Source organism: Photobacterium piscicola (genome assembly GCF_046058925.1).
GTDB classification, from domain to species: Bacteria; Pseudomonadota; Gammaproteobacteria; order Enterobacterales; family Vibrionaceae; genus Photobacterium; species Photobacterium piscicola.
This window is the reverse complement of record NZ_CP175534.1, coordinates 2,930,789-2,950,542: the sequence shown is the minus strand read 5'-3', so window position 1 is coordinate 2,950,542 and position 19,754 is coordinate 2,930,789. Positions and strand designations below refer to the sequence as shown.

At 41.0% G+C, this 19,754-nt stretch carries 11 protein-coding genes and 1 other annotated feature; of the genes, 6 read left to right on the top strand and 5 right to left on the bottom strand.

Going from position 1 to position 19,754, the window contains the following annotated elements:
• Nucleotides 1-357: 357 nt before the first annotated feature.
• Entirely contained in the window at nucleotides 358-1,824 is a 1,467-nt protein-coding gene (locus ACJZU6_RS13880; RefSeq protein WP_408900448.1) for a glutamate synthase subunit beta, read from the bottom strand.
• Nucleotides 1,817-6,364 carry a glutamate synthase large subunit gene (gene gltB, locus ACJZU6_RS13875; RefSeq protein WP_408900447.1) on the bottom strand — a complete coding sequence of 1,516 codons (4,548 nt, stop codon included), beginning with the start codon at nucleotides 6,362-6,364 and terminating at the stop codon, nucleotides 1,817-1,819. The genes ACJZU6_RS13880 and gltB overlap by 8 nt, the downstream gene beginning before the upstream one ends.
• Nucleotides 6,365-6,884: 520 nt before the next feature.
• Here gltB and ACJZU6_RS13870 point away from each other — a divergent pair.
• Both ACJZU6_RS13870 and arcB read left to right on the top strand, forming a co-directional pair.
• Nucleotides 6,885-7,832: a TIGR01212 family radical SAM protein gene (locus ACJZU6_RS13870; RefSeq protein WP_107276900.1), complete on the top strand. Its 948-nt coding sequence runs from the start codon at nucleotides 6,885-6,887 to the stop codon at nucleotides 7,830-7,832.
• Between the two features lie 142 nt (nucleotides 7,833-7,974).
• The gene (arcB, locus tag ACJZU6_RS13865; protein WP_408900446.1) at nucleotides 7,975-10,329 is read left to right on the top strand and encodes an aerobic respiration two-component sensor histidine kinase ArcB; all 2,355 of its coding nucleotides are present in this window, start codon (nucleotides 7,975-7,977) and stop codon (nucleotides 10,327-10,329) included.
• Between the two features lie 62 nt (nucleotides 10,330-10,391).
• On the opposite strand, the gene arcA is transcribed toward arcB, so the two are convergent.
• Nucleotides 10,392-11,111, bottom strand: a complete 720-nt coding sequence (gene arcA, locus ACJZU6_RS13860; RefSeq protein WP_036796042.1) for a two-component system response regulator ArcA — start codon at nucleotides 11,109-11,111, stop codon at nucleotides 10,392-10,394.
• Between the two features lie 607 nt (nucleotides 11,112-11,718).
• Here arcA and ACJZU6_RS13855 point away from each other — a divergent pair.
• On the top strand, nucleotides 11,719-12,222 hold the full coding sequence (locus tag ACJZU6_RS13855; RefSeq protein ID WP_080158498.1) for a putative 4-hydroxy-4-methyl-2-oxoglutarate aldolase: 504 nt from the start codon (nucleotides 11,719-11,721) through the stop codon (nucleotides 12,220-12,222).
• Here ACJZU6_RS13855 and ACJZU6_RS13850 read toward each other — a convergent pair.
• Both ACJZU6_RS13850 and aceK read right to left on the bottom strand, forming a co-directional pair.
• Nucleotides 12,205-12,681 (bottom strand): hypothetical protein, encoded by a 477-nt coding sequence (locus ACJZU6_RS13850; RefSeq protein WP_080158497.1) that lies wholly within the window; start codon nucleotides 12,679-12,681, stop codon nucleotides 12,205-12,207. The genes ACJZU6_RS13855 and ACJZU6_RS13850 overlap by 18 nt on opposite strands.
• 154 nt (nucleotides 12,682-12,835) lie before the next feature.
• Nucleotides 12,836-14,563: a bifunctional isocitrate dehydrogenase kinase/phosphatase gene (gene aceK / locus ACJZU6_RS13845; protein WP_080158496.1), complete on the bottom strand. Its 1,728-nt coding sequence runs from the start codon at nucleotides 14,561-14,563 to the stop codon at nucleotides 12,836-12,838.
• Nucleotides 14,564-14,799: 236 nt separating this feature from the next.
• Nucleotides 14,800-14,917, top strand: a sequence feature (Thr leader region).
• 75 nt (nucleotides 14,918-14,992) lie between these two features.
• Here aceK and thrA point away from each other — a divergent pair.
• From thrA to thrC, 3 genes are read left to right on the top strand one after another with little or no spacing between them, the layout of a single operon-like run.
• Nucleotides 14,993-17,452, top strand: coding sequence for a bifunctional aspartate kinase/homoserine dehydrogenase I (thrA, locus tag ACJZU6_RS13840; RefSeq protein ID WP_408900445.1), 2,460 nt, complete (start codon nucleotides 14,993-14,995; stop codon nucleotides 17,450-17,452).
• A gap of 1 nt (nucleotide 17,453) precedes the next feature.
• Complete coding sequence (gene thrB / locus ACJZU6_RS13835) at nucleotides 17,454-18,410, top strand: homoserine kinase (protein ID WP_080158494.1); 957 nt, start codon at nucleotides 17,454-17,456, stop codon at nucleotides 18,408-18,410.
• 2 nt (nucleotides 18,411-18,412) lie between these two features.
• A complete protein-coding gene (thrC, locus tag ACJZU6_RS13830) occupies nucleotides 18,413-19,705 on the top strand; it encodes a threonine synthase (RefSeq protein ID WP_408900444.1) in 1,293 nt (430 codons plus the stop codon).
• Nucleotides 19,706-19,754: the final 49 nt, after the last annotated feature.

Here is a 19,754-nt window from a genome sequence, read left to right as displayed (position 1 = left end):
TGCAAAATGAAAATCAATCTTGATTACTCATTTTGCCTCCTACGATATTTCAAACTAACGATAATTTACAAAAAGGTCAAATATTGCTAACAAATGACATTTATAACTATTAACTGGTTTTTATTAATCTTAACTATCTGAAATAAAGTTATATTCATTACAGCTGTAAGTTTTTTTGAGTAATAATTAAGGGTTAATAATTGTATTTTTAGATTAAAAAAGCATTAATCTTGGTGGGTGGTGTGATGATATGTTATAAAATTGTATAAGGAGATAATCTTCTGAGCTGTAACCAATAAAAAGCCAGCGTTAATGCGCTGGCTTTAAATTTTTTAGTTGAATCAAACAATAATAAGTTTACGAAAGCATCAATGAATTCGCTTTCGCTTCAAGATGGGAGTTACCCATTAAGTAGCTATCAATCACACGAGCTGATTCTCGACCTTCATTGATGCATCGCACTACTAATGATTGTCCGGTTCGCATATCACCTGCGGCAAATACGCCAGTTTGACTGGTAGCGAAATTCTGAGTGGCAACATTACCGTGATCATCAAGTTTAATATCCAACTGTGCTAATACGCCTGTTGGCTCTGGGTGTAAAAACCCCATCGCTAAAAATGCCATATCACAGGCTATGATGCGTTCGGTTCCGGCTATCTCTTCAAAGTTCGGTCTTTCACCAGGCTTGGCGTCTTGCCATGCAATATCAGCGATCCGTAGCCCTTTGACATTACCGTTACCATCATCAATAAATTCTTTGGTCAGAATATTCCAATAGCGATCACAGCCTTCTTCATGTGAGGTCGAGGTTTTCATGATCATTGGGTATGACGGCCACGGTTGATTGGCTGGGCGTTGCTCTGGTGGTAATGGCATGATTTCGACTTGAGTGATACTTGCCGCGCCATGGCGGTTGGAAGTACCGACACAATCTGAACCAGTATCGCCACCACCAATGACAACGACATGCTTGTTTTGTGCATGTACTTCAGCTGTCTTGAGATCCATATCGTTTGCACGGCGGTTATTTTGGGCTAAAAAGTCCATCGCAAAATGGACGCCATTAAGCTCACGCCCCGGAATAGGTAAATTACGCGGGACAGTTGAACCACCAGTTAGCAAAATAACATCAAATTCTTGGCGTAACTGTTGGGCGTTAATATCGACCCCAATATGAGCATTGACTTCAAATTTCACACCAGCTTGCGCCATCAGGTCAATTTTACGATCAATAATATCCATCCCAAGTTTAAAGTCAGGAATCCCAAATCGCAGTAAGCCTCCCACTTTTTCATCGCGCTCAAACACGGTCACAGTATGACCTGCACTGTTAAGTTGTTCTGCGGCGGATAACCCCGCAGGACCCGAACCGATAATAGCAATGGTTTTTCCTGTACGTGAACGTGGCGTTTTAGGTTTGGCATAACCGTTACGATAAGCAGTTTCAACAATGGTTTTTTCAATATTACAGATGGTGATTGGATCTTGATTTATGCCAAGCACACAACCACTTTCACAAGGGGCTGGGCAGACGCGTCCCGTAAATTCAGGGAAGTTGTTGGTTGAACTTAAAATGTTCCATGCTTCTTCCCAGCTATCACGATAAACCGCATCATTAAATTCAGGAATAATATTACCAATCGGGCATGCGTTATGGCAAAAAGGTACGCCACAATCCATACAACGTGATGATTGTTCTTGAATTTTGTCACCAAATTCATCGTTAAGGACAAATTCTTTATTATTCTGAATACGAACACTTGGATCTAACTTATTTGGCAGTTCACGGCCAAATTCTAAAAATCCCGTAGGCTTACCCATTGATGGCCTCCAACGTTTCCTTGTTGTGAGCGGCAGCTTGACGCTGTTGTAATACGACTTTGTAATCCCTTGGCATGACTTTTATCATCTGCTTGAGGTTAGCCTCAAGATTAGATAAGAACAGTTCTGCAACCGTACTACCGGTGAATTCAATATGTTTAGCTAACATCTCAAGTAAAACAGCTTTATCGTCAGCTTCGATTGGATCAATATCAACCAGTTCAGCATTGAGTTTGGTTTCAAAATCACCAAATTGATCCCATACATAAGCGACACCGCCACTCATGCCCGCAGCAAAGTTACGGCCTGTTTGACCTAAAATAACGGCAACACCACCGGTCATGTATTCACAGCCATGATCGCCAATGCCTTCGACGACCACTTTCGCGCCTGAGTTTCGAACACAGAAACGTTCACCTGCAAGGCCACGAATGTAAGATTCGCCAGAGGTTGCACCGTAGAAACACACGTTACCAACCACAATATTATCTTCAGCAATAATATCGGATTGACGATCAGGGTAGAGAACGAGTGTACCGCCAGAAAGGCCTTTCCCCCAATAATCATTGGCATCGCCTTCGACGGTAAAGTGGACCCCTTTAGCAAGGAAAGCCCCAAAACTTTGCCCCGCAGAGCCGTTAAATTTGACCGTCATCGGCAGTGGTAAACCGTGGTCTTTATAGACTTTTGATATTTCATTAGACAGCATAGTGCCAACACTACGATCGGTATTGATGATCGGCAGTTGTGCGGTAACCGCTTCACCTGTAGTCAGTGCCGGTTGTGCTAATCGAATCAAGGTTCTATCAAGTACGTTTTCTAAACCATGATCTTGCTGGCGTTGGTTATAAATACCATCTTCAGCTCGTGGCGGTTGAATGTGCAGTACCGGACTAAGATCGAGGTTTTTGTATTTCCAGTGGCCGATATCATCACGCAATTTAAGCTTCTGCGCTTGGCCAACCATTTCATCAATGGTGCGGAAACCGAGTTCAGCCATTACTTCACGTAAGCCTTGAGCCATGTATTGGAAGAAGGTTACTACATCTTCGACGCGGCCATCAAAACGCTCACGTAAGGTTTTATTTTGAGTCGCAATCCCCACTGGGCAGGTGTTTTTATGACACTTACGCATCATGATACAACCTTCAACCACCAGTGCTGCGGTTGCTACGCCCCATTCTTCAGCACCGAGTAAAGTCGCAATTGCAAGGTCACGTGGAGTTTTCATTTGCCCATCAGACTGCACCACTATTCGGTTACGTAAACCATTTTTAAGCAGTGTTTGATGGGTTTCAGCTAAGCCAAGTTCCCATGGTAAACCCGTGTGACGAATCGATGAAATAGGGGATGCACCGGTACCACCGTCAAAGCCTGCAATTAACACTACATCAGCTTTGGCTTTGGCTACGCCTGAAGCAATGGTTCCAACACCAGCTTCTGAAACCAACTTGACGTTAACACGACCGTCACGGTTAGCATTTTTCAAATCATAGATTAGCTGAGCTAAATCTTCGATTGAGTAAATATCGTGGTGAGGTGGTGGTGAAATAAGGCCGACCCCAGGGGTTGAGTGACGGGTTGCACCAATCCAATCATCGACTTTATCGCCCGGCAGTTGTCCGCCTTCACCCGGTTTTGCACCCTGTGCCATTTTAATTTGCAGTTCAGCGGCATTGGTGAGGTAGTATGAGGTCACTCCAAAACGACCAGACGCTACTTGCTTAATCGCTGAACGCTCCCAATCACCATTGTCTTTTTTATCAAATCGAATCGGATCTTCACCGCCTTCGCCTGAGTTAGATTTTGCGCCAATGCGGTTCATTGCGACCGCTAAGGTTGAGTGCGCTTCATAAGATATCGAACCAAAGCTCATGGCTCCCGTTGCAAAGCGTTTAAGAATATTATCAAGTGACTCAACCTCATCCAGTGCAATTGAAGCGGCTGGATTGTTGACAAAATCTAGCTGGCTACGCAATGTCGCAGCATTGTCACCTTGTTCATCAACAGCTTTGGCATACAACTTAAATTGGTCATAATCTTTGTTGCGGGTTGATTGTTGCAATAATGAAATCGTTTCAGGATTAAACAGGTGTTTTTCACCGCGTTGTTTCCACTGATAGACACCGCCTACATCAAGGATTTGTACTGGAATTTCACGGGTTGGATAACCAACACGGTGACGTACTAATACCTCTTGGGCAATATCATCAATTGTTAATCCTTGAATACGGGTAACAGTACCGGTGAAGTATTTATCAACCACTGATTTGCTAATACCCAGGGCTTCAAAAATTTGCGCGCCATGGTAAGACTGCAGCGTTGAAATTCCCATTTTAGAGAAGATTTTTAGCAGTCCACCGTTAACCCCTTTACGGTAGTTATCAAATAACGTATCAGTTGGCAGTTCTGGGTCAAGTTTTCGTTTATGTTGTAAATCGACCAGTGTTTCCGTGACCAAATAAGGGTTAATGGCATTAGCACCATAACCAATAAGGGTCGCAAAATGGTGGGTTTCACGGGCATCACCCGTTTCAACTACAATGTCACATTTAGCACGTAAGCCTTTGCGGATTAGGTGATGGTGAACCGCACCCACAGCTAACATCGCGGGGATGGCTGCATGGTTAGAGTTAACTGCGCGGTCGGTTAAAATAATAATTGAGTAACCATCAACCACCGCATCTTCAGAGTATTGACAGATACGTTTTAATGCACGATCAAGTTTGCCTTGTTCGCCGCTGGCTCTGAACACGATATCCAAGGTTTTAGATTGCAGGTGTTCATTATCGATGGCGCGAATTTTTTCTAATTCAGCATTAGATAATACCGGTGATTCGAGCTCAACTTTATGACAATGCTCAGAGGTTTCCGTCAGTAAATTTTGATCTTTACCAAGATAGGTATTGAGTGACATCACCATTCGTTCACGAATAGGATCAATCGGTGGATTGGTTACTTGCGCAAATAACTGCTTAAAGTAATTAGATAAATGTTGTGATTGGTGGGATAGCACCGCTAGTGGCCAATCAGCACCCATCGCGCCTAGTGGTTCATAACCAGCATTAGCGAGTGGCACAATAATATCGTTAACTTCTTCAGAGCTAACACCAAAGGCTTGTTGATGATGCAGTAACCGCTCAGGGGTTGGCTGGTGGTACATGTTGTCAGCATCAGGTAGTGTTTTTAGTGTTAGTAAATTATCTTTGATCCATTGCTCATATGGCTGTGAGGTCGCGATGCTATCTTTAACTTCTTCATCTGAAATAATACGACCTTGTTCAAGATCGGCAACGAAGATACGCCCAGGTTGTAAGCGGCCACGGAACTGCACATTTTCGGGGGCAATTTTTACTACCCCTGATTCTGATGCCATGATCAGAAAATCATCTTTAGTGACGGTATAGCGTGATGGTCGTAACCCGTTGCGATCTAATGTAGCACCGACTTGTACACCGTCAGTAAAACAGACAGATGCAGGGCCATCCCACGGCTCCATAATATTGGCGTGATACTGATAAAAAGCGCGCCGCTTAGGATCCATGCTGGTGTTTTCTTGCCATGCTTCAGGGATTAACATCATCAGAGCATGCGGTAAACTTCGCCCTGAAAGCACTAATAACTCAAGCGCCATATCAAAATTGGATGAATCTGAACTACCTTCCTGACAAATTGGCAGTAGCATACTAATTTCTTGGTGGCTGAATAAATCAGATTCAAGAATGGCTTCACGGGCCTTCATCCAGTTAAGATTGCCGCGCACGGTATTGATTTCACCGTTGTGGGCAATATAACGGAAAGGTTGCGCTAATCGCCAGCGAGGAAAAGTGTTAGTTGAAAAACGGGAATGCACTAACGCTAAGGCGGTGACCATTGCTGGATTGTGTAAATCAAGGAAGTATTGCGGTACTTGGGCTGTCGTTAACTGGCCTTTATAGACTAAGGTTTTATATGACAGTGAGTTGATGTAGAAGTCATCACCAATATTGGACACGCTTTCTAAACATACACGTACAGTGTAATTACGTAATACGTAAAGCTTACGTTCTAATACGGCGGGATCTAAATTAGCACCACCGGTAATAAAAACATGTTCAAATTGAGGTTCCGTGCTGAGTGGATCCTCACCGATCATTGAATTATCGACCGGAAGTACTCGATAACCAATAATTTCCAGATCGAGACGTTTAGCATTGCGCTCAAGAATATCACGACATTGTTGACGTTTATGTTCGTCTTTGGGAAATAACGCTACGCCTACACCATATTGTGCAAAAGCAGGTAATTTAATTCCCAGCTTAACCGTTTCTTCTAATAAAAATTCATGGGGTTTTTGCAATAAGATGCCAGCACCATCGCCACTGCTAGGATCGCAGCCTTGACCACCACGGTGCTCCATACGCGCGAGCATATCGAGAGCTTGAGTGACGATCTGGTGAGATTTACGGTTTTTAAGGTGGGCAACAAAGCCGATACCACAGGCATCGTGCTCTAATTCAGGCACATAAAGTCCCTGACTGTTAAGCTCTTGAGCTGTCATAGATACATCCTTTCAGTTACATCAAGCCATATTCCTAAGGCTTGGTTATCCCTAATTTATTTACACAATCAATTTGCATTGAGATGGACTCCTGTCCTGCATCCTTGATGTGTGTTTGTAGTGATGACACCGCATCATTCACAAACTTAATTCTGTTGTATTACGATTATGAATAACAAAACGCGTTATTCTTGCCAAAATAGCCATATAAACCACACTAAAACAGCATGATTTTAGTGTTTTTTTTGTTTATAAATTGCACACAAGTGTAACCATCCTACAATTTTGATACATTAATTACCAATAAAAATTAACATAATTAACGCATAAATTAAGCATTTAAACTGCCTATTATGTGGCGTAAATAAGTCGGTCAAAAGTAACAAAGAACCGACATAGAGCGGTGCTTTTTTGTTTTAGCACAATTTACATCATGGTGATTGATGATATGTTGCGGCTCTTTTGTTTCTTGGTCTGCGTTGACGTAGATTATTCATTGTTTTAAACGCTAGGTAATACCATGCAATTGCATCAACTCGTCAATACTTTCGGGCAAGACCTTCAACATCGTTATGGTGAAAAAGTTCATAAACTGACGTTACACGGTGGTTTTAGTTGCCCTAACCGTGACGGTACTATTGGCCGCGGTGGCTGCACATTTTGTAATGTTGCGTCATTTGCTGACGAAAAAAATCAGTTCGTACCTATTCAACAACAACTTACGGCACGTGCTGGTGAGGTGCATCGTGCGAAGCGTTATTTTGCGTACTTTCAGGCTTATACCAGTACCTATGCTGAAGTTCAAAGTTTGAAAAAGATGTATGAACAGGCATTAATATCGGCTGATATTGTAGGTTTATGTGTGGGTACTCGTCCTGATTGTGTGCCTGATACGGTGTTAGAGTTACTGGCTGGCTATGTAGAACAAGGCTATGAGATTTGGCTTGAGTTGGGTTTACAAACCGCAAATGATAAAACCCTTAAGCGTATTAACCGTGGTCATGATTTTGCTTGTTATGCAGCGATTACTCAACGTGCTCGTGCGCTTGGTATTAAAGTGTGCACCCATTTAATTGTTGGGCTACCCGGAGATACTAAGGCCGATAATTTGATGACCCTAAACAAAGTCGTGGCGGTTGGTGTTGATGGGATTAAATTACATCCGTTGCACATCGTGGAAGGCAGTAAGATGGGACAAGCTTTTAAAGCGGGTCGATTGCAGCCGATTAGTCTTGAACATTATACTGATATTGCTAGCGAGATGATTCGTCTAACGCCTGCAAAAGTGGTTTATCATCGCGTTGCTGCAAGTGCTCGTCGACCAACATTACTGGCACCGATGTGGTGTGAGAATCGCTGGCTAGCCATGACTGATATTGGACGTATTCTTGATAAACAAGGTGCTCAAGGGAGCGCTATCGATGATCCTTTTGTTTATCAATTACCAGCATTACATAATAATGTTTAAATGGAGCCTACGTTAAGTAGGCTTTTTTGTGCGCCACAATAAAACTTTACAGCTTTCGTTTAGGTGCTAGTGGCGAGAGCGATTATTATAAATAGTAGTATTCGCCATGGTGGCGAGGTTGTTTTTCTATTGGTATTCATTGATGAAACAAGTCAAAATTTTAGCCCAGTTTTATGTTGATCTTCTCGTTAAGCTTGGCATTTTCCGTTTTAGTTTATTATTAGCTGCAGCGTTAGTGGCATTAGCATTAGTGGTACAATTTAGTGTGACGCTATTGCTGCAAGGCACTATGCGTGAAGTCGAAATTATACGTTCCGTTACCTTTGGTTTATTTATTACCCCTTGGGCGGTGTATTTTTTATCGGTGGTGGTTGATCAATTAGAAGATTCTCGTCAACGATTATCGCAATTAGTCACCAAGTTAGAGCAAATGCGCGCACGTGACATGGAGTTAAACCAACAATTACAGGCGAATATCTCACAGTTAAACTCTGAAATTGAAGAGCGTGAAAAAGCAGAAGAAGCGCGTGAAGAGGCAATGCAAGACTTAGAAAATGAAGTCTATCAACGTGAAAATGCCCAATTAGCAGTGGCTGAAAAAAGTGCATTATTGAAATCGTTTTTAGATGCATCGCCCGATTTAATTTACTACCGCAATGAGCAAAATCAGTTCTCAGGCTGTAATCGTGCTATGGCTGAATTGGTCGGCAAAAGTGAAAAAGAATTAGTGGGATTAACACCATGGGATGTTTACCCTGCTGAAGTTGCTAAACGTATTCTTAAAACTGACCAAGAATTGTTTGATGATAATACTGCCATGACTGACGAGCAGTGGTTGGATTATCCGAATGGTAGAAAAGCGTTATTTGAATTACGCAAAGTGCCTCTTTATGATCGTAATGGAAAACGTTTAGGCTTGATGGGGTTTGGGCGTGATATTACTGAACGTAAAAAATATGAGAATGCTCAAGAAAAAGCCAGCAGTGATAAAACCGCATTTATTTCGACTATCAGCCATGAATTACGCACCCCACTTAATGGCATTGTCGGATTAAGCCGAATGTTATTAGAAACTAAACTTACAGATGAACAACGTGGTTATTTAAGAACGGTACATGTTAGTGCGATCACTCTGGGTAATATTTTTAATGACATTATCGATTTAGATAAATCAGATCGTCGACGTCTAGAGCTACTACCACAACCATTAGACTTTTATGAGTTTATTGATGAGATTGGTAACATCTCACAATTAATGGCAGAACAAAAAGGACTACGATTTGATTTAGAGTGCCTTACTCAATTACCTAAAAATATAAAAGTAGACAGTACACGCTTGCGGCAAGTGCTGTGGAATTTAATTGGTAACGCCACTAAATTTACTAAACAAGGTGGAGTGGTGTTGTCTGTAAGTAGTGAAATTCATGAGCACGACGCCAATATTATTTTTGAAGTTGAAGACAGTGGCATTGGTATTCCAAAAGCCGAAATAGATAATATTTTTGCGATGTATTATCAAGTTCAACAAGGGGATGATAATTTACATGCGGTTGGAACAGGTATTGGGTTAGCTGTGTCACGGCAATTAATTCAATTAATGGGCGGGGATATTTACGTTGATTCTGAACTGGGTGCGGGTAGTACTTTTACCGTTAAGATTAAAGTGCCATTAATTGAAACCGTAGTAGAAGAGCATGTGGTTAATGAAGTACGCCCTGAAATGACAGGGTTAAGTATTTTCATGGTAGAAGATATTGAGCTGAATATTGTGGTAGCGAAATCATTACTTGAACGGCTAGGGCATGAAGTGACGGTAGCAATGCGTGGTGATCAAGCATTAGCAATGTTTAAGCCTGAAGATTATGATTTAGTGCTATTGGATATTCAACTACCTGATATGACAGGATTTGATATTGCACAGAAGTTACGTCAACAATATCAATATTTGCCTGCGTTAGTCGCATTAACGGCTAACGTTGTTAATGATAAAACTGAGTATCTAGCAAAAGGTATGGATGAGGTACTTAATAAACCGTTAAGTGTTAAAGCGATTACTCATGTTATTGAAAATCTTGTTTTAAGTTGTAGCCATGAAATAGAAGAGAATGACGATAGCCTTGATAGTAGTAATAGTGCTCAAACTAATATGATAGACACGTTATTAGATTTAGAGATGCTAACCTCATACGTTGAAATTGTCGGTACCGAGCCGGTATATACCAGTATTGCGATGTTTGAAAAAATGATGCCTGACTATTTGGCTATCTTAGATTCAAATATGATCGCAAAAGATCAAGATGGTATTAAATTTGAAGCACACAAGATCAAAGGTGCTGCGGGCTCTATAGGTCTTAAACATATTCAGCAAGTGGCGCAGATGGCGCAATCACCTGAGTTACCTGCGTGGTGGGAAAATATTAATGACTGGGTGGATGAAATTAAATACAGCTATCAAGATGATATAAATGTATTGAAAACATGGCTAAAGCAGCAGTAATTAAGAATAAAAAAGGCACCTTCTAGGTGCCTTTTTATTTGATTACTGGTTTAGAAAAGAGATTACTCTTCGCCTAGATCACCACAAAAACGGTAACCTTCACCGTGAATAGTTGCGATGATCTCTGGTGTATCTGCAACTGATTCAAAGTGCTTACGAATGCGACGAATCGTTACATCAACAGTACGATCATGTGGCTTAAGTTCGCGACCAGTCATTTTCTTTAATAAATCAGCACGTGTTTGAATCTTACCTGGGTTCTCACAGAAGTGCAGTAGAGCACGGAACTCAGAACGTGGTAATTTAAATTGCTCGCCACTTGGGCTTACTAAAGAACGGCTGTTAATTTCCAATGACCAACCATTAAACTCGTAACGCTCAACCAATTTTTTATCTTCAGTTGGAAGACCTTGGTTCATCGCACGAGTTAATAGGTTACGAGCACGAATAGTTAATTCACGTGGGTTGAAAGGTTTTGTGATGTAATCATCAGCACCAATTTCAAGGCCTAAAATTTTATCAACTTCGTTATCACGACCGGTTAAGAACATCAGTGCCATATCACCTTGTTCGCGAAGTTCACGAGCAAGTAGAAGGCCGTTCTTTCCTGGAAGATTAATATCCATGATAACTAGATGCACAGGGTTTTCAGAAAGCATCTGGTGCATTTCTGCGCCGTCATTTGCTTCGAATACAGTATAACCCTCTGCTTCAAAAATACTTTTCAGGGTGTTACGTGTTACGTGCTCGTCTTCTACAATCAGAATGTGAGGGGTTTGCATTTTGGCGGTACCTAATATCAGAAACTAAATCTGGTTAATCACAGAATAGTTAAATTCTATAAAAAAAATTCACATATAGGCAAAATGTTTAAATAAACACTTTATTGTTACAACCTATGTGGTACACCATCCTTTCATTCAACATGCATTAGATGTTGAAATCCCCCATAAAGCTTGGGGTGCTGGCTACAATCTCCCTGATAATGCGACAATTGTATTCACTTAACAGCTCGCTAACAATGTGGAGAGCTTATTTGATGTCGATTATTTATATGTTTGTTGATTTATATCAATCAGCGAGAAGAACATTTGTTATATTTCGAGTTTAGTTAACTTTTATATCGGGGTAGATAAAAAGTGTCATGATAGTAATCATAATATACAAAACCCAATACCATTGACTAATATTTAATCTTAATGATAATAAAAAATACAACATATAGTTCATCTTTCTCTAAATATTGTAACAGTATCAGTTAGGGTTGGCACTCATTAAGGTTGATGGATTTTAGTAAAAAAGATCTCATAAATTAATATTGTGGTCATTGTTACGAAATACGGTCAATTTTGCCTGTTTTGTTTATTTAATAGTGATAGGAAAAGGCTAATGAAGGATTTATTACCAGATTTATGTGATTGCTATGCGCAAGATATTCGTTTTTTGCCGTTAATGTTACGTGATTATGGCTGTCATACCCCGTTTTGGGGGCAAATAGTGACCCTACGCTGTTTTGAGGATAACAGTTTAGTGCGTAATTTATTATCAACCGATGGCCGAGGTAAGGTGCTATTTATTGATGGCCATGGCAGTTGTCGACGTGCATTGCTGGGAGATCAGCTGGCGTTATTAGCGATAGAAAATAATTGGCAAGGGATTATTGTTCATGGTGCGATTCGAGATGTTGCAACCTTGGCACAATTGTCATTAGGTGTGAAAGCGTTAGCGGCATGCCCTATTAAAACGGATAAACGGCAGATGGGAGAACATAATGTCGTGCTCAGTATTGCGGATACGCTAATTTATCCTAATGATTATATTTATGCAGATTTAAATGGCATTATTTTGAGTAGTACTGCGTTAGATGTGAGTGCATTAAAAACTGAATCCTAAGCCGAGCTCAATTATTTTTTCAAGCTCAGCATAATCAACCGTAGCCCGTACATTTACTTTTTGTGAGACGTCGTATTGGCTACTCAGCTCTAATCCTAATGAGGTTTGGTTATTAATGGTGTCTGATGTAATGGCACTATTAATACTTATTCGTGGTGATACAGAATATTTAACACCAGAGGTTAATCCACTTGTTGCGGGTTGACGATCGGTACTGGTGGTTAGATGGGTGCTAACATAAAGCTGAGTGTTATCCGTTACTGAATAAGCGTAGCCACTGTCTATCTGCCATATATCAAAACGTTGCTGACGTGATTGTGACGATAAAAACCATCCTGATGTGAGTTTTTTACCCCCATTATAAGTTAGGTTGGTGTCTATCGATGTTGCCGCTTGTGCTGTGACGGGCATGGCTAAAAAAATAAGTACTCCCACAATACTTATATAATATTTGATCATGCTCACTCCTATCACACCGACATTATTTTAAATAGTAGGCCATATTACGAAGAGAGTAAGTGTTATAAGTGATAAATACTCATCAAGTGGCGTATTCATGATCATCGCCACAACTTAGTCGTAATCTCTCCGTTATTACACTCACTGACGACGGTTATTTTTTGGATATTTGAATATGTAGCCGATGACGGGCATGATAAGGAAAAACATCAGGATATAGTTCTTGATTAATATTGTTCTGCAAGTGCTGCCAATAACTGGCTTCAAACAGATCTTGATGTAATTCATTAAACAAATTTTTTACTTTAGGATTGATCAGTAAAAAGGTTCGAAACTCTTCTGGAAAAACATCATTAATCCCAACGCTATACCAAGGTTCGGCGGCCATTTCATCTTCGGGGTAACGCGCTGCCGGAATCTTTCTAAAATTCATTTCACTCATATAAGTAATTTCATCATAGTCATAAAACACCACTCGCTTATGACGCGTTACGCCAAAATTTTTAAATAACATATCTCCAGGGAAAATATTAGCGGCGGCGAGTTGTTTAATCGCATTTCCATATTCATTAACGGCGTGGCGTAAGTCAGCATCATTTGCTGTTTCAATATAAATATTAAATGGAATCATTCGCCGTTCCATATACAGGTGTTCAATTATGATCTCATCATCGGTGAGGGTCACGATAGAAGGGGCGATAGTGAGTAGCTCTTGAATGAGTTCATCGCTGAATCGGTGACGTGGAAAGCTAAAATGACGATATTCTTGTGTATCGGCCATTCTACCGACACGATCATGTTCTTTGACTAATTGATATTTTTGTTTAACAACGTGAGGGCTAATGTCTTTTTGTGGAGCGAATTTATCTTTAATTATTTTAAAAACAAAATCATAAGACGGTAATGTAAACACAGACATTACCATGCCTTTTATTCCAGGAGCGATAATAAATTGGTCGTCAGAGTGTGCTAAATGATCTAAGAATTGGCGATAAAATTCTGTTTTCCCATGTTTTTGGCACCCAATGGCAGTATAAAGCTCAGCCAAATTTTTATTGGGTAACAGTTGAGCTAAAAAGCGCACTAAGGCTGCGGGGGCTGGGCTATAAACCATGAAATAAGAACGAGCAAAACCAAAGATAACGCTAACATCATTGACGTTACAGATACCCGCATCTAATAACAATTGACCATTATGATTGAGTATTGGCAGTACTAAAGGCCGTGATTCACCATTTGAAAAAGTCAGTTTACCGACCAGATAAGCGGCTTTATTACGGTAAAAAGGCTCACGAATTTGTTCTAAGGTTAGGTGTTGATCAAGCCGCTCACCTAACTCAGCTTCTAAGTGGGTCACCAGCAATTGAATATCACGTTGTTTATCATTCCAATCAAGCGTAAAAGGCTGATCATCAAGCATTCTTTCGATCATTACCGCAACGGTTGTTTGAACTCGATAATGACGGGTTAATGAGCTGGGATAGGTAGGTATACGGTGTTGTTGTGAGCTATGAACAAAGATATTATCGCGGTTGATATTACGATGCTTGAAAATACGGCAATACACCGAATTAAAAAAACTTTCGGCAATATCATAACGTGGATAATCAACCAATAAATTCTGATAAGCCTGTTTCACGGCAGTCAGACATATTTGATTTGCGTATTGTCCTCCAAGCATGATCTGAATCTGATTGGTAACTAATTCCACATGATGATCATAAAAACTAATACGGGTTTTTAATGCTTGGTGCACTAGCGTCCATTGCTGGTGTTCAAATCGTTGTTGCGCCTCGGCAGTGACGTCAAGAAAGCGGCCAAACATGGCATCTGAGCCTTGTAAAATAGTATGTGCGATCAGTGACTCCATGGCTGCACTCATCAGTTTATCCTTAATGATGACAATTTTATTCTTTGCTATTTACTATGCAATGCTCTGTAGCTGACTGCAAATATTATTGTTGTTTTTTTGAGCGGTGAAGTGCGTCGTATTGCAGATGTGTACGACGTATGTATTCTGTAATAATTGTAAAAACTTTATTGACTCTATATTACATTCCATGTAATCGTAAGGTAACAGCGTGTAAACAGAAATGACAATTATGACAAATGTACCCCGTATCGTTATCACCACCACCATGATTATTACCATTAACACTACTGGTGTTGATGCGGGCTGATATGCGCAAAATTACAATAAGCCCGCAACTCATTAAGAGCTGCGGGCTTTTTTTTTAAATTTAAATTCATCAGTGTTGAGTAATATTTATCGAGAGATAAATAGTTCAGGATAGTCACTCGGGAGTAGGGAATGCGAGTATTTAAATTTGGCGGATCGTCACTAGCAGATGCAGAACGATTTTTAAGAGCGGCAGATATTATTGCCAGCAATGCCAAGCAAGGCGAAGTTGCGGTGGTGTTATCAGCGCCAGGTAAGGTTACCAACAATTTAGTTGCGGTGATTGAGAGTGCGGTAACAACCGGTGCTGCAGCTCAGCAAATAGCAACATTAGAAACGGTATTTAATGATCTTTTTCATGGTTTAAAAGCACGTGAACCAAAGTTAGATCATCAGACATTAGAGAGCAAATTAGCCACCACGATTGAACAACTACAACAGTATGTTCACGGTATTCGGTTATTAGGATTATGCCCAGATAATGTGTATGCCAAAGTGATCAGTAAAGGTGAGCGGCTATCAATTGTAACCATGAAGTTGCTATTGGAAGCCAAAGGTCAGGCGGCAAGTTTGATTGATCCCGTGCAGTATCTCCATGCCGAAGGTGACTATCTTGAAGCTCATGTTGATATCGAGGTATCAACACAGCACTTCCAAAATAATCCATTACCCGCAGACCACGTTTGTATCATGCCAGGTTTTACTGCCGGTAACGCTCAAGGTGAATTAGTCACTTTAGGCCGTAATGGTTCTGATTATTCAGCCGCCGTTTTAGCTGCTTGTTTGCGCGCGGATTGTTGTGAAATTTGGACAGATGTTGATGGGGTTTATAGTTGTGATCCACGTTTAGTACCAGATGCTCGCCTGCTTAAATCATTAAGTTATCAAGAAGCGATGGAGTTATCTTATTTTGGGGCATCAGTATTGCATCCCAAAACCATTGCTCCGATTGCGCAATTTCAAATCCCATGTTTAATTAAAAACAGTTTTAATCCACAAGGGGCTGGCACGCTTATTGGTCAAGATACGGGTGAAGATAAGCTTGATATTAAAGGTATTACAACCTTAAAAGATTTGACCATGGTTAACGTTTCCGGTCCGGGAATGAAAGGCATGGTTGGTATGGCTGCGCGTGTCTTTGGTGCGATATCAACCGCCGGCGTCTCGGTGGTGTTGATCACGCAATCTTCATCTGAATACAGCATTAGTTTTTGTATTGAAACTCAGGATAAGACGGTAGCTAGAAAAGCATTAATTGCTAGCTTTGAGCTTGAATTAAAAGAAGGTTTATTAGAGCCAGTTGAGTTTAGTGATGATTTATCAATTGTGACGTTGGTTGGTGACGGTATGCGAACCTCACATGGTGTTGCATCGCGTTTCTTTACGGCGTTAGCAGAAGTCGATGTCAACATTGTAGCGATTGCACAAGGGTCATCTGAACGTGCTATCTCTGCGGTTATTCCTCAAAATAAAGTATCAGAAGCGGTTAAAGCGTGTCATGAGAATTTATTTAATAGCCAACATACGTTAGATGTGTTTGTTGTTGGTGTTGGTGGCGTTGGTGGTGAATTAATTGATCAAATTCACCGTCAGCAACAAAAATTAGCGCAAAAAGGGATTGTGATCCGTGTCTGTGGCATGGCGAACAGTAAAGGGTTACTGCTTAACAGTAATGGCTTTATGCTAGATAGCTGGCGTGATCTGATGGGGGCGGTTAATGAACCATTGCAATTACAACGTATGGTTGAGTTAGTCCGTCATAACCATATTATCAACCCCGTGATTGTTGATTGTACGTCAGATCAAACTATTGCCGAGCAATATACCGATTATCTTGCGGCAGGTTTCCACGTTATTACCCCTAATAAGAAAGCCAATACTGCTAGCATGGCGTATTACCAACAATTGCGCCAAGCTGCGCGAGTTGGTCATCGTAAATTCATGTATGACACTACTGTTGGTGCTGGCTTACCTGTGATTGAAAATTTACAAAACTTGCTGGCTGCAGGTGATGAATTAGTACGTTTCTCGGGTATCTTATCTGGCTCTTTATCTTACATCTTCGGTAAGTTAGATGATGGCATGAGTTTCAGTGAAGCGACCACAGTTGCACGTAATAATGGCTTTACTGAGCCTGATGCTCGTGATGATCTCTCTGGTATGGATGTTGCGCGTAAGTTACTGATTTTGGCTCGTGAAGCTGGGTTAGAATTAGAACTTGAAGATGTGGTGGTAGAACAAGCATTACCGCCAGGTTTTGATGCTTCGGGTTCTGTTGATGACTTTATGGCTCGTTTGCCTCAAGCCGATGTCTATTTCTCTGAGCTGGCTGCGACCGCAGCAAAAGAAGACAAAGTATTACGTTATGTGGGTGAGATTGATCATGGTAAGTGTAACGTTAAGATTGTTGCCGTAAACCCTGATGATCCGATGTTTAAAATCAAAGACGGTGAAAATGCATTGGCGTTTTATAGCCGTTACTACCAACCGATTCCTCTCGTCTTACGTGGTTATGGTGCCGGTACGGAAGTGACTGCGGCAGGTGTCTTTGCCGATCTAATGCGTACCTTAGGTTGGAAGCGAGGTATATAACATGAGTGTCGTTGTTTATGCGCCAGCCTCGATTGGCAATGTCAGTGTCGGTTTTGATGTGTTAGGTGCTGCGGTTTCTCCTATTGATGGTTCTTTATTAGGAGATCGAGTTGAAGTCGCGGCAGGAACATCGGCATTTAGTCTGCAATGTGTCGGCGCTTTTGTGGATAAGTTACCGCCGCAAGCACAAGACAATATTGTGTATCGTTGTTGGCAAGTGTTTGCACGTGAATTGGATCATAAAGGTATTCCATTATTGCCTGTGGCTGTCACATTAGAAAAGAATATGCCAATTGGTTCTGGTTTAGGTTCAAGTGCGTGTTCTATTGTGGCCGCGCTTGAGGCGCTAAACCAATTCCATCAGCAACCATTAACCAGTAATGAATTATTGACGTTAATGGGGGAAATGGAAGGGGAGGTTTCAGGGAGTACCCATTACGATAATGTTGCGCCTTGCTTCTTAGGTGGATTGCAATTTATGGTCCAAGAAATGGGGATTATTAGTCAAGCGGTGCCTTGTTTTGATGATTGGTATTGGGTTATGGCATATCCTGGTATTAAAGTGCCAACAGCTGAAGCGCGTGCCATTTTACCCGCTCAATATCGACGTCAGGATGTGATTGCTCATGGACGTTATTTGGGCGGGTTTATTCATGCTTGCCACTCACGACAACCTTTGTTAGCCGCTAAAATGATCCATGATGTTGTGGCTGAGCCTTATCGTGAAAAATTATTACCACGTTTTCATCAAGCTCGACAATATGCGTTAGAAGCGGGGGCGATTGCGAGTGGTATTTCAGGTTCTGGACCAACGATGTTTAGTATCTGTACCAAGCTTGAGGTTGCACAGCGGTTAGCTAATTGGCTAGCCGATAATTATGTTCAAAATGATCAAGGATTTGTGCATGTTTGTCAGCTGGATAAACAAGGTGCAAAAGTTACAGGGAGTGAGTTATAACCATGAAGTTGTATAATCTTAAAGATCACCAACAACAAGTGTCATTTGGTCAGGCAGTGCGCCAAGGTTTAGGTCGTCAACAAGGCTTATTTTTTCCAGCACAATTACCACAACTGGGTGATATTGATGCTTTGCTCGCAATGGACTTTGTGAGTCGTAGTAGTAAGATTTTATCAGCATTTATTGGTGATGAGCTGAGTCGTGAGATTGTGACTCAAATGGTTGATAGTGCTTTTCAGTTTCCAGCACCTATCAATAAAGTAAAAGACGGCGTGTATGCATTAGAGCTGTTTCATGGTCCGACATTAGCATTTAAAGACTTTGGTGGCCGTTTTATGGCGCAATCTTTAGCTGCGGTAACTGATAGTGACGGTAACATTACCATTTTAACGGCAACATCAGGAGATACAGGTGCCGCGGTTGCTCATGCTTTTTATGGTATGGATAATATTCAAGTGGTGATTTTGTACCCCAAAGGCAAAATTAGCCCACTACAAGAAAAATTGTTTTGTACCTTAGGTGAAAACATTACTACTGTTGCGGTTAATGGCACCTTTGATGATTGTCAGGCATTAGTTAAACAAGCTTTTGATGACGCAGAGTTACGGGCTGATATTGGTCTAAACTCAGCAAACTCGATTAATATCAGTCGCCTAATGGCGCAAATTTGTTATTACTTTGAGGCTGTATCACAATTATCAAAAGCAGAGCGTGAACAACTCGTAATTTCAGTTCCAAGTGGTAATTTTGGTAATTTAACCGCAGGTCTATTAGCGAAATCGCTAGGTTTACCGGTTAAACGCTTTATTGCTGCCACGAATGTAAATGATACGGTTCCACGTTATTTACAAACGGGGGAGTGGACGCCAAAGACGACCATTGCCACGATTTCAAATGCGATGGATGTTAGCCAACCTAATAATTGGCCGCGTATTGAAGAGTTATGTCAGCTTAAAGGGTGGGGATTAAATGAGCTTGGGTATGGCGTCGTTGATGACCAACAAACCGCGGTGACATTAAAACAAATGTATGCCGATGGCTATTTATGTGAGCCACACGGTGCAATTGCTTATCATGTTTTAGATCAACAATTAGCCGAGGGTGAAACAGGCATATTCTTGTGTACTGCGCATCCAGCTAAATTTAAAGATGTGGTTGATAACATTCTTAGTACTGATTTACCATTACCTGCACCGCTCGCAAAACATAATGCATTGCCGTTATTATCATTAGAAGCCGCTAATGATTTTGCTACAATTAAGACAATTTTATACTCGGTTCAACCCGTTTTATAATGTGATATCAAAACATCATGATACAAAAAAGGAGCCAGTGGCTCCTTTT

Excerpts from the sequence above, each read along its gene's own strand:
- ACJZU6_RS13880 (WP_408900448.1), bottom strand. The coding sequence starts at position 1,824 with ATGGGTAAGCCTACGGGATTTTTAGAATTTGGCCGTGAACTGCCAAAT.
- gltB (WP_408900447.1), bottom strand. The coding sequence starts at position 6,364 with ATGACAGCTCAAGAGCTTAACAGTCAGGGACTTTATGTGCCTGAATTA.
- ACJZU6_RS13870 (WP_107276900.1), top strand. The coding sequence starts at position 6,885 with ATGCAATTGCATCAACTCGTCAATACTTTCGGGCAAGACCTTCAACAT.
- arcB (WP_408900446.1), top strand. The coding sequence starts at position 7,975 with ATGAAACAAGTCAAAATTTTAGCCCAGTTTTATGTTGATCTTCTCGTT.
- arcA (WP_036796042.1), bottom strand. The coding sequence starts at position 11,111 with ATGCAAACCCCTCACATTCTGATTGTAGAAGACGAGCACGTAACACGT.
- ACJZU6_RS13855 (WP_080158498.1), top strand. The coding sequence starts at position 11,719 with ATGAAGGATTTATTACCAGATTTATGTGATTGCTATGCGCAAGATATT.
- ACJZU6_RS13850 (WP_080158497.1), bottom strand. The coding sequence starts at position 12,681 with ATGATCAAATATTATATAAGTATTGTGGGAGTACTTATTTTTTTAGCC.
- aceK (WP_080158496.1), bottom strand. The coding sequence starts at position 14,563 with ATGAGTGCAGCCATGGAGTCACTGATCGCACATACTATTTTACAAGGC.
- thrA (WP_408900445.1), top strand. The coding sequence starts at position 14,993 with ATGCGAGTATTTAAATTTGGCGGATCGTCACTAGCAGATGCAGAACGA.
- thrB (WP_080158494.1), top strand. The coding sequence starts at position 17,454 with ATGAGTGTCGTTGTTTATGCGCCAGCCTCGATTGGCAATGTCAGTGTC.
- thrC (WP_408900444.1), top strand. The coding sequence starts at position 18,413 with ATGAAGTTGTATAATCTTAAAGATCACCAACAACAAGTGTCATTTGGT.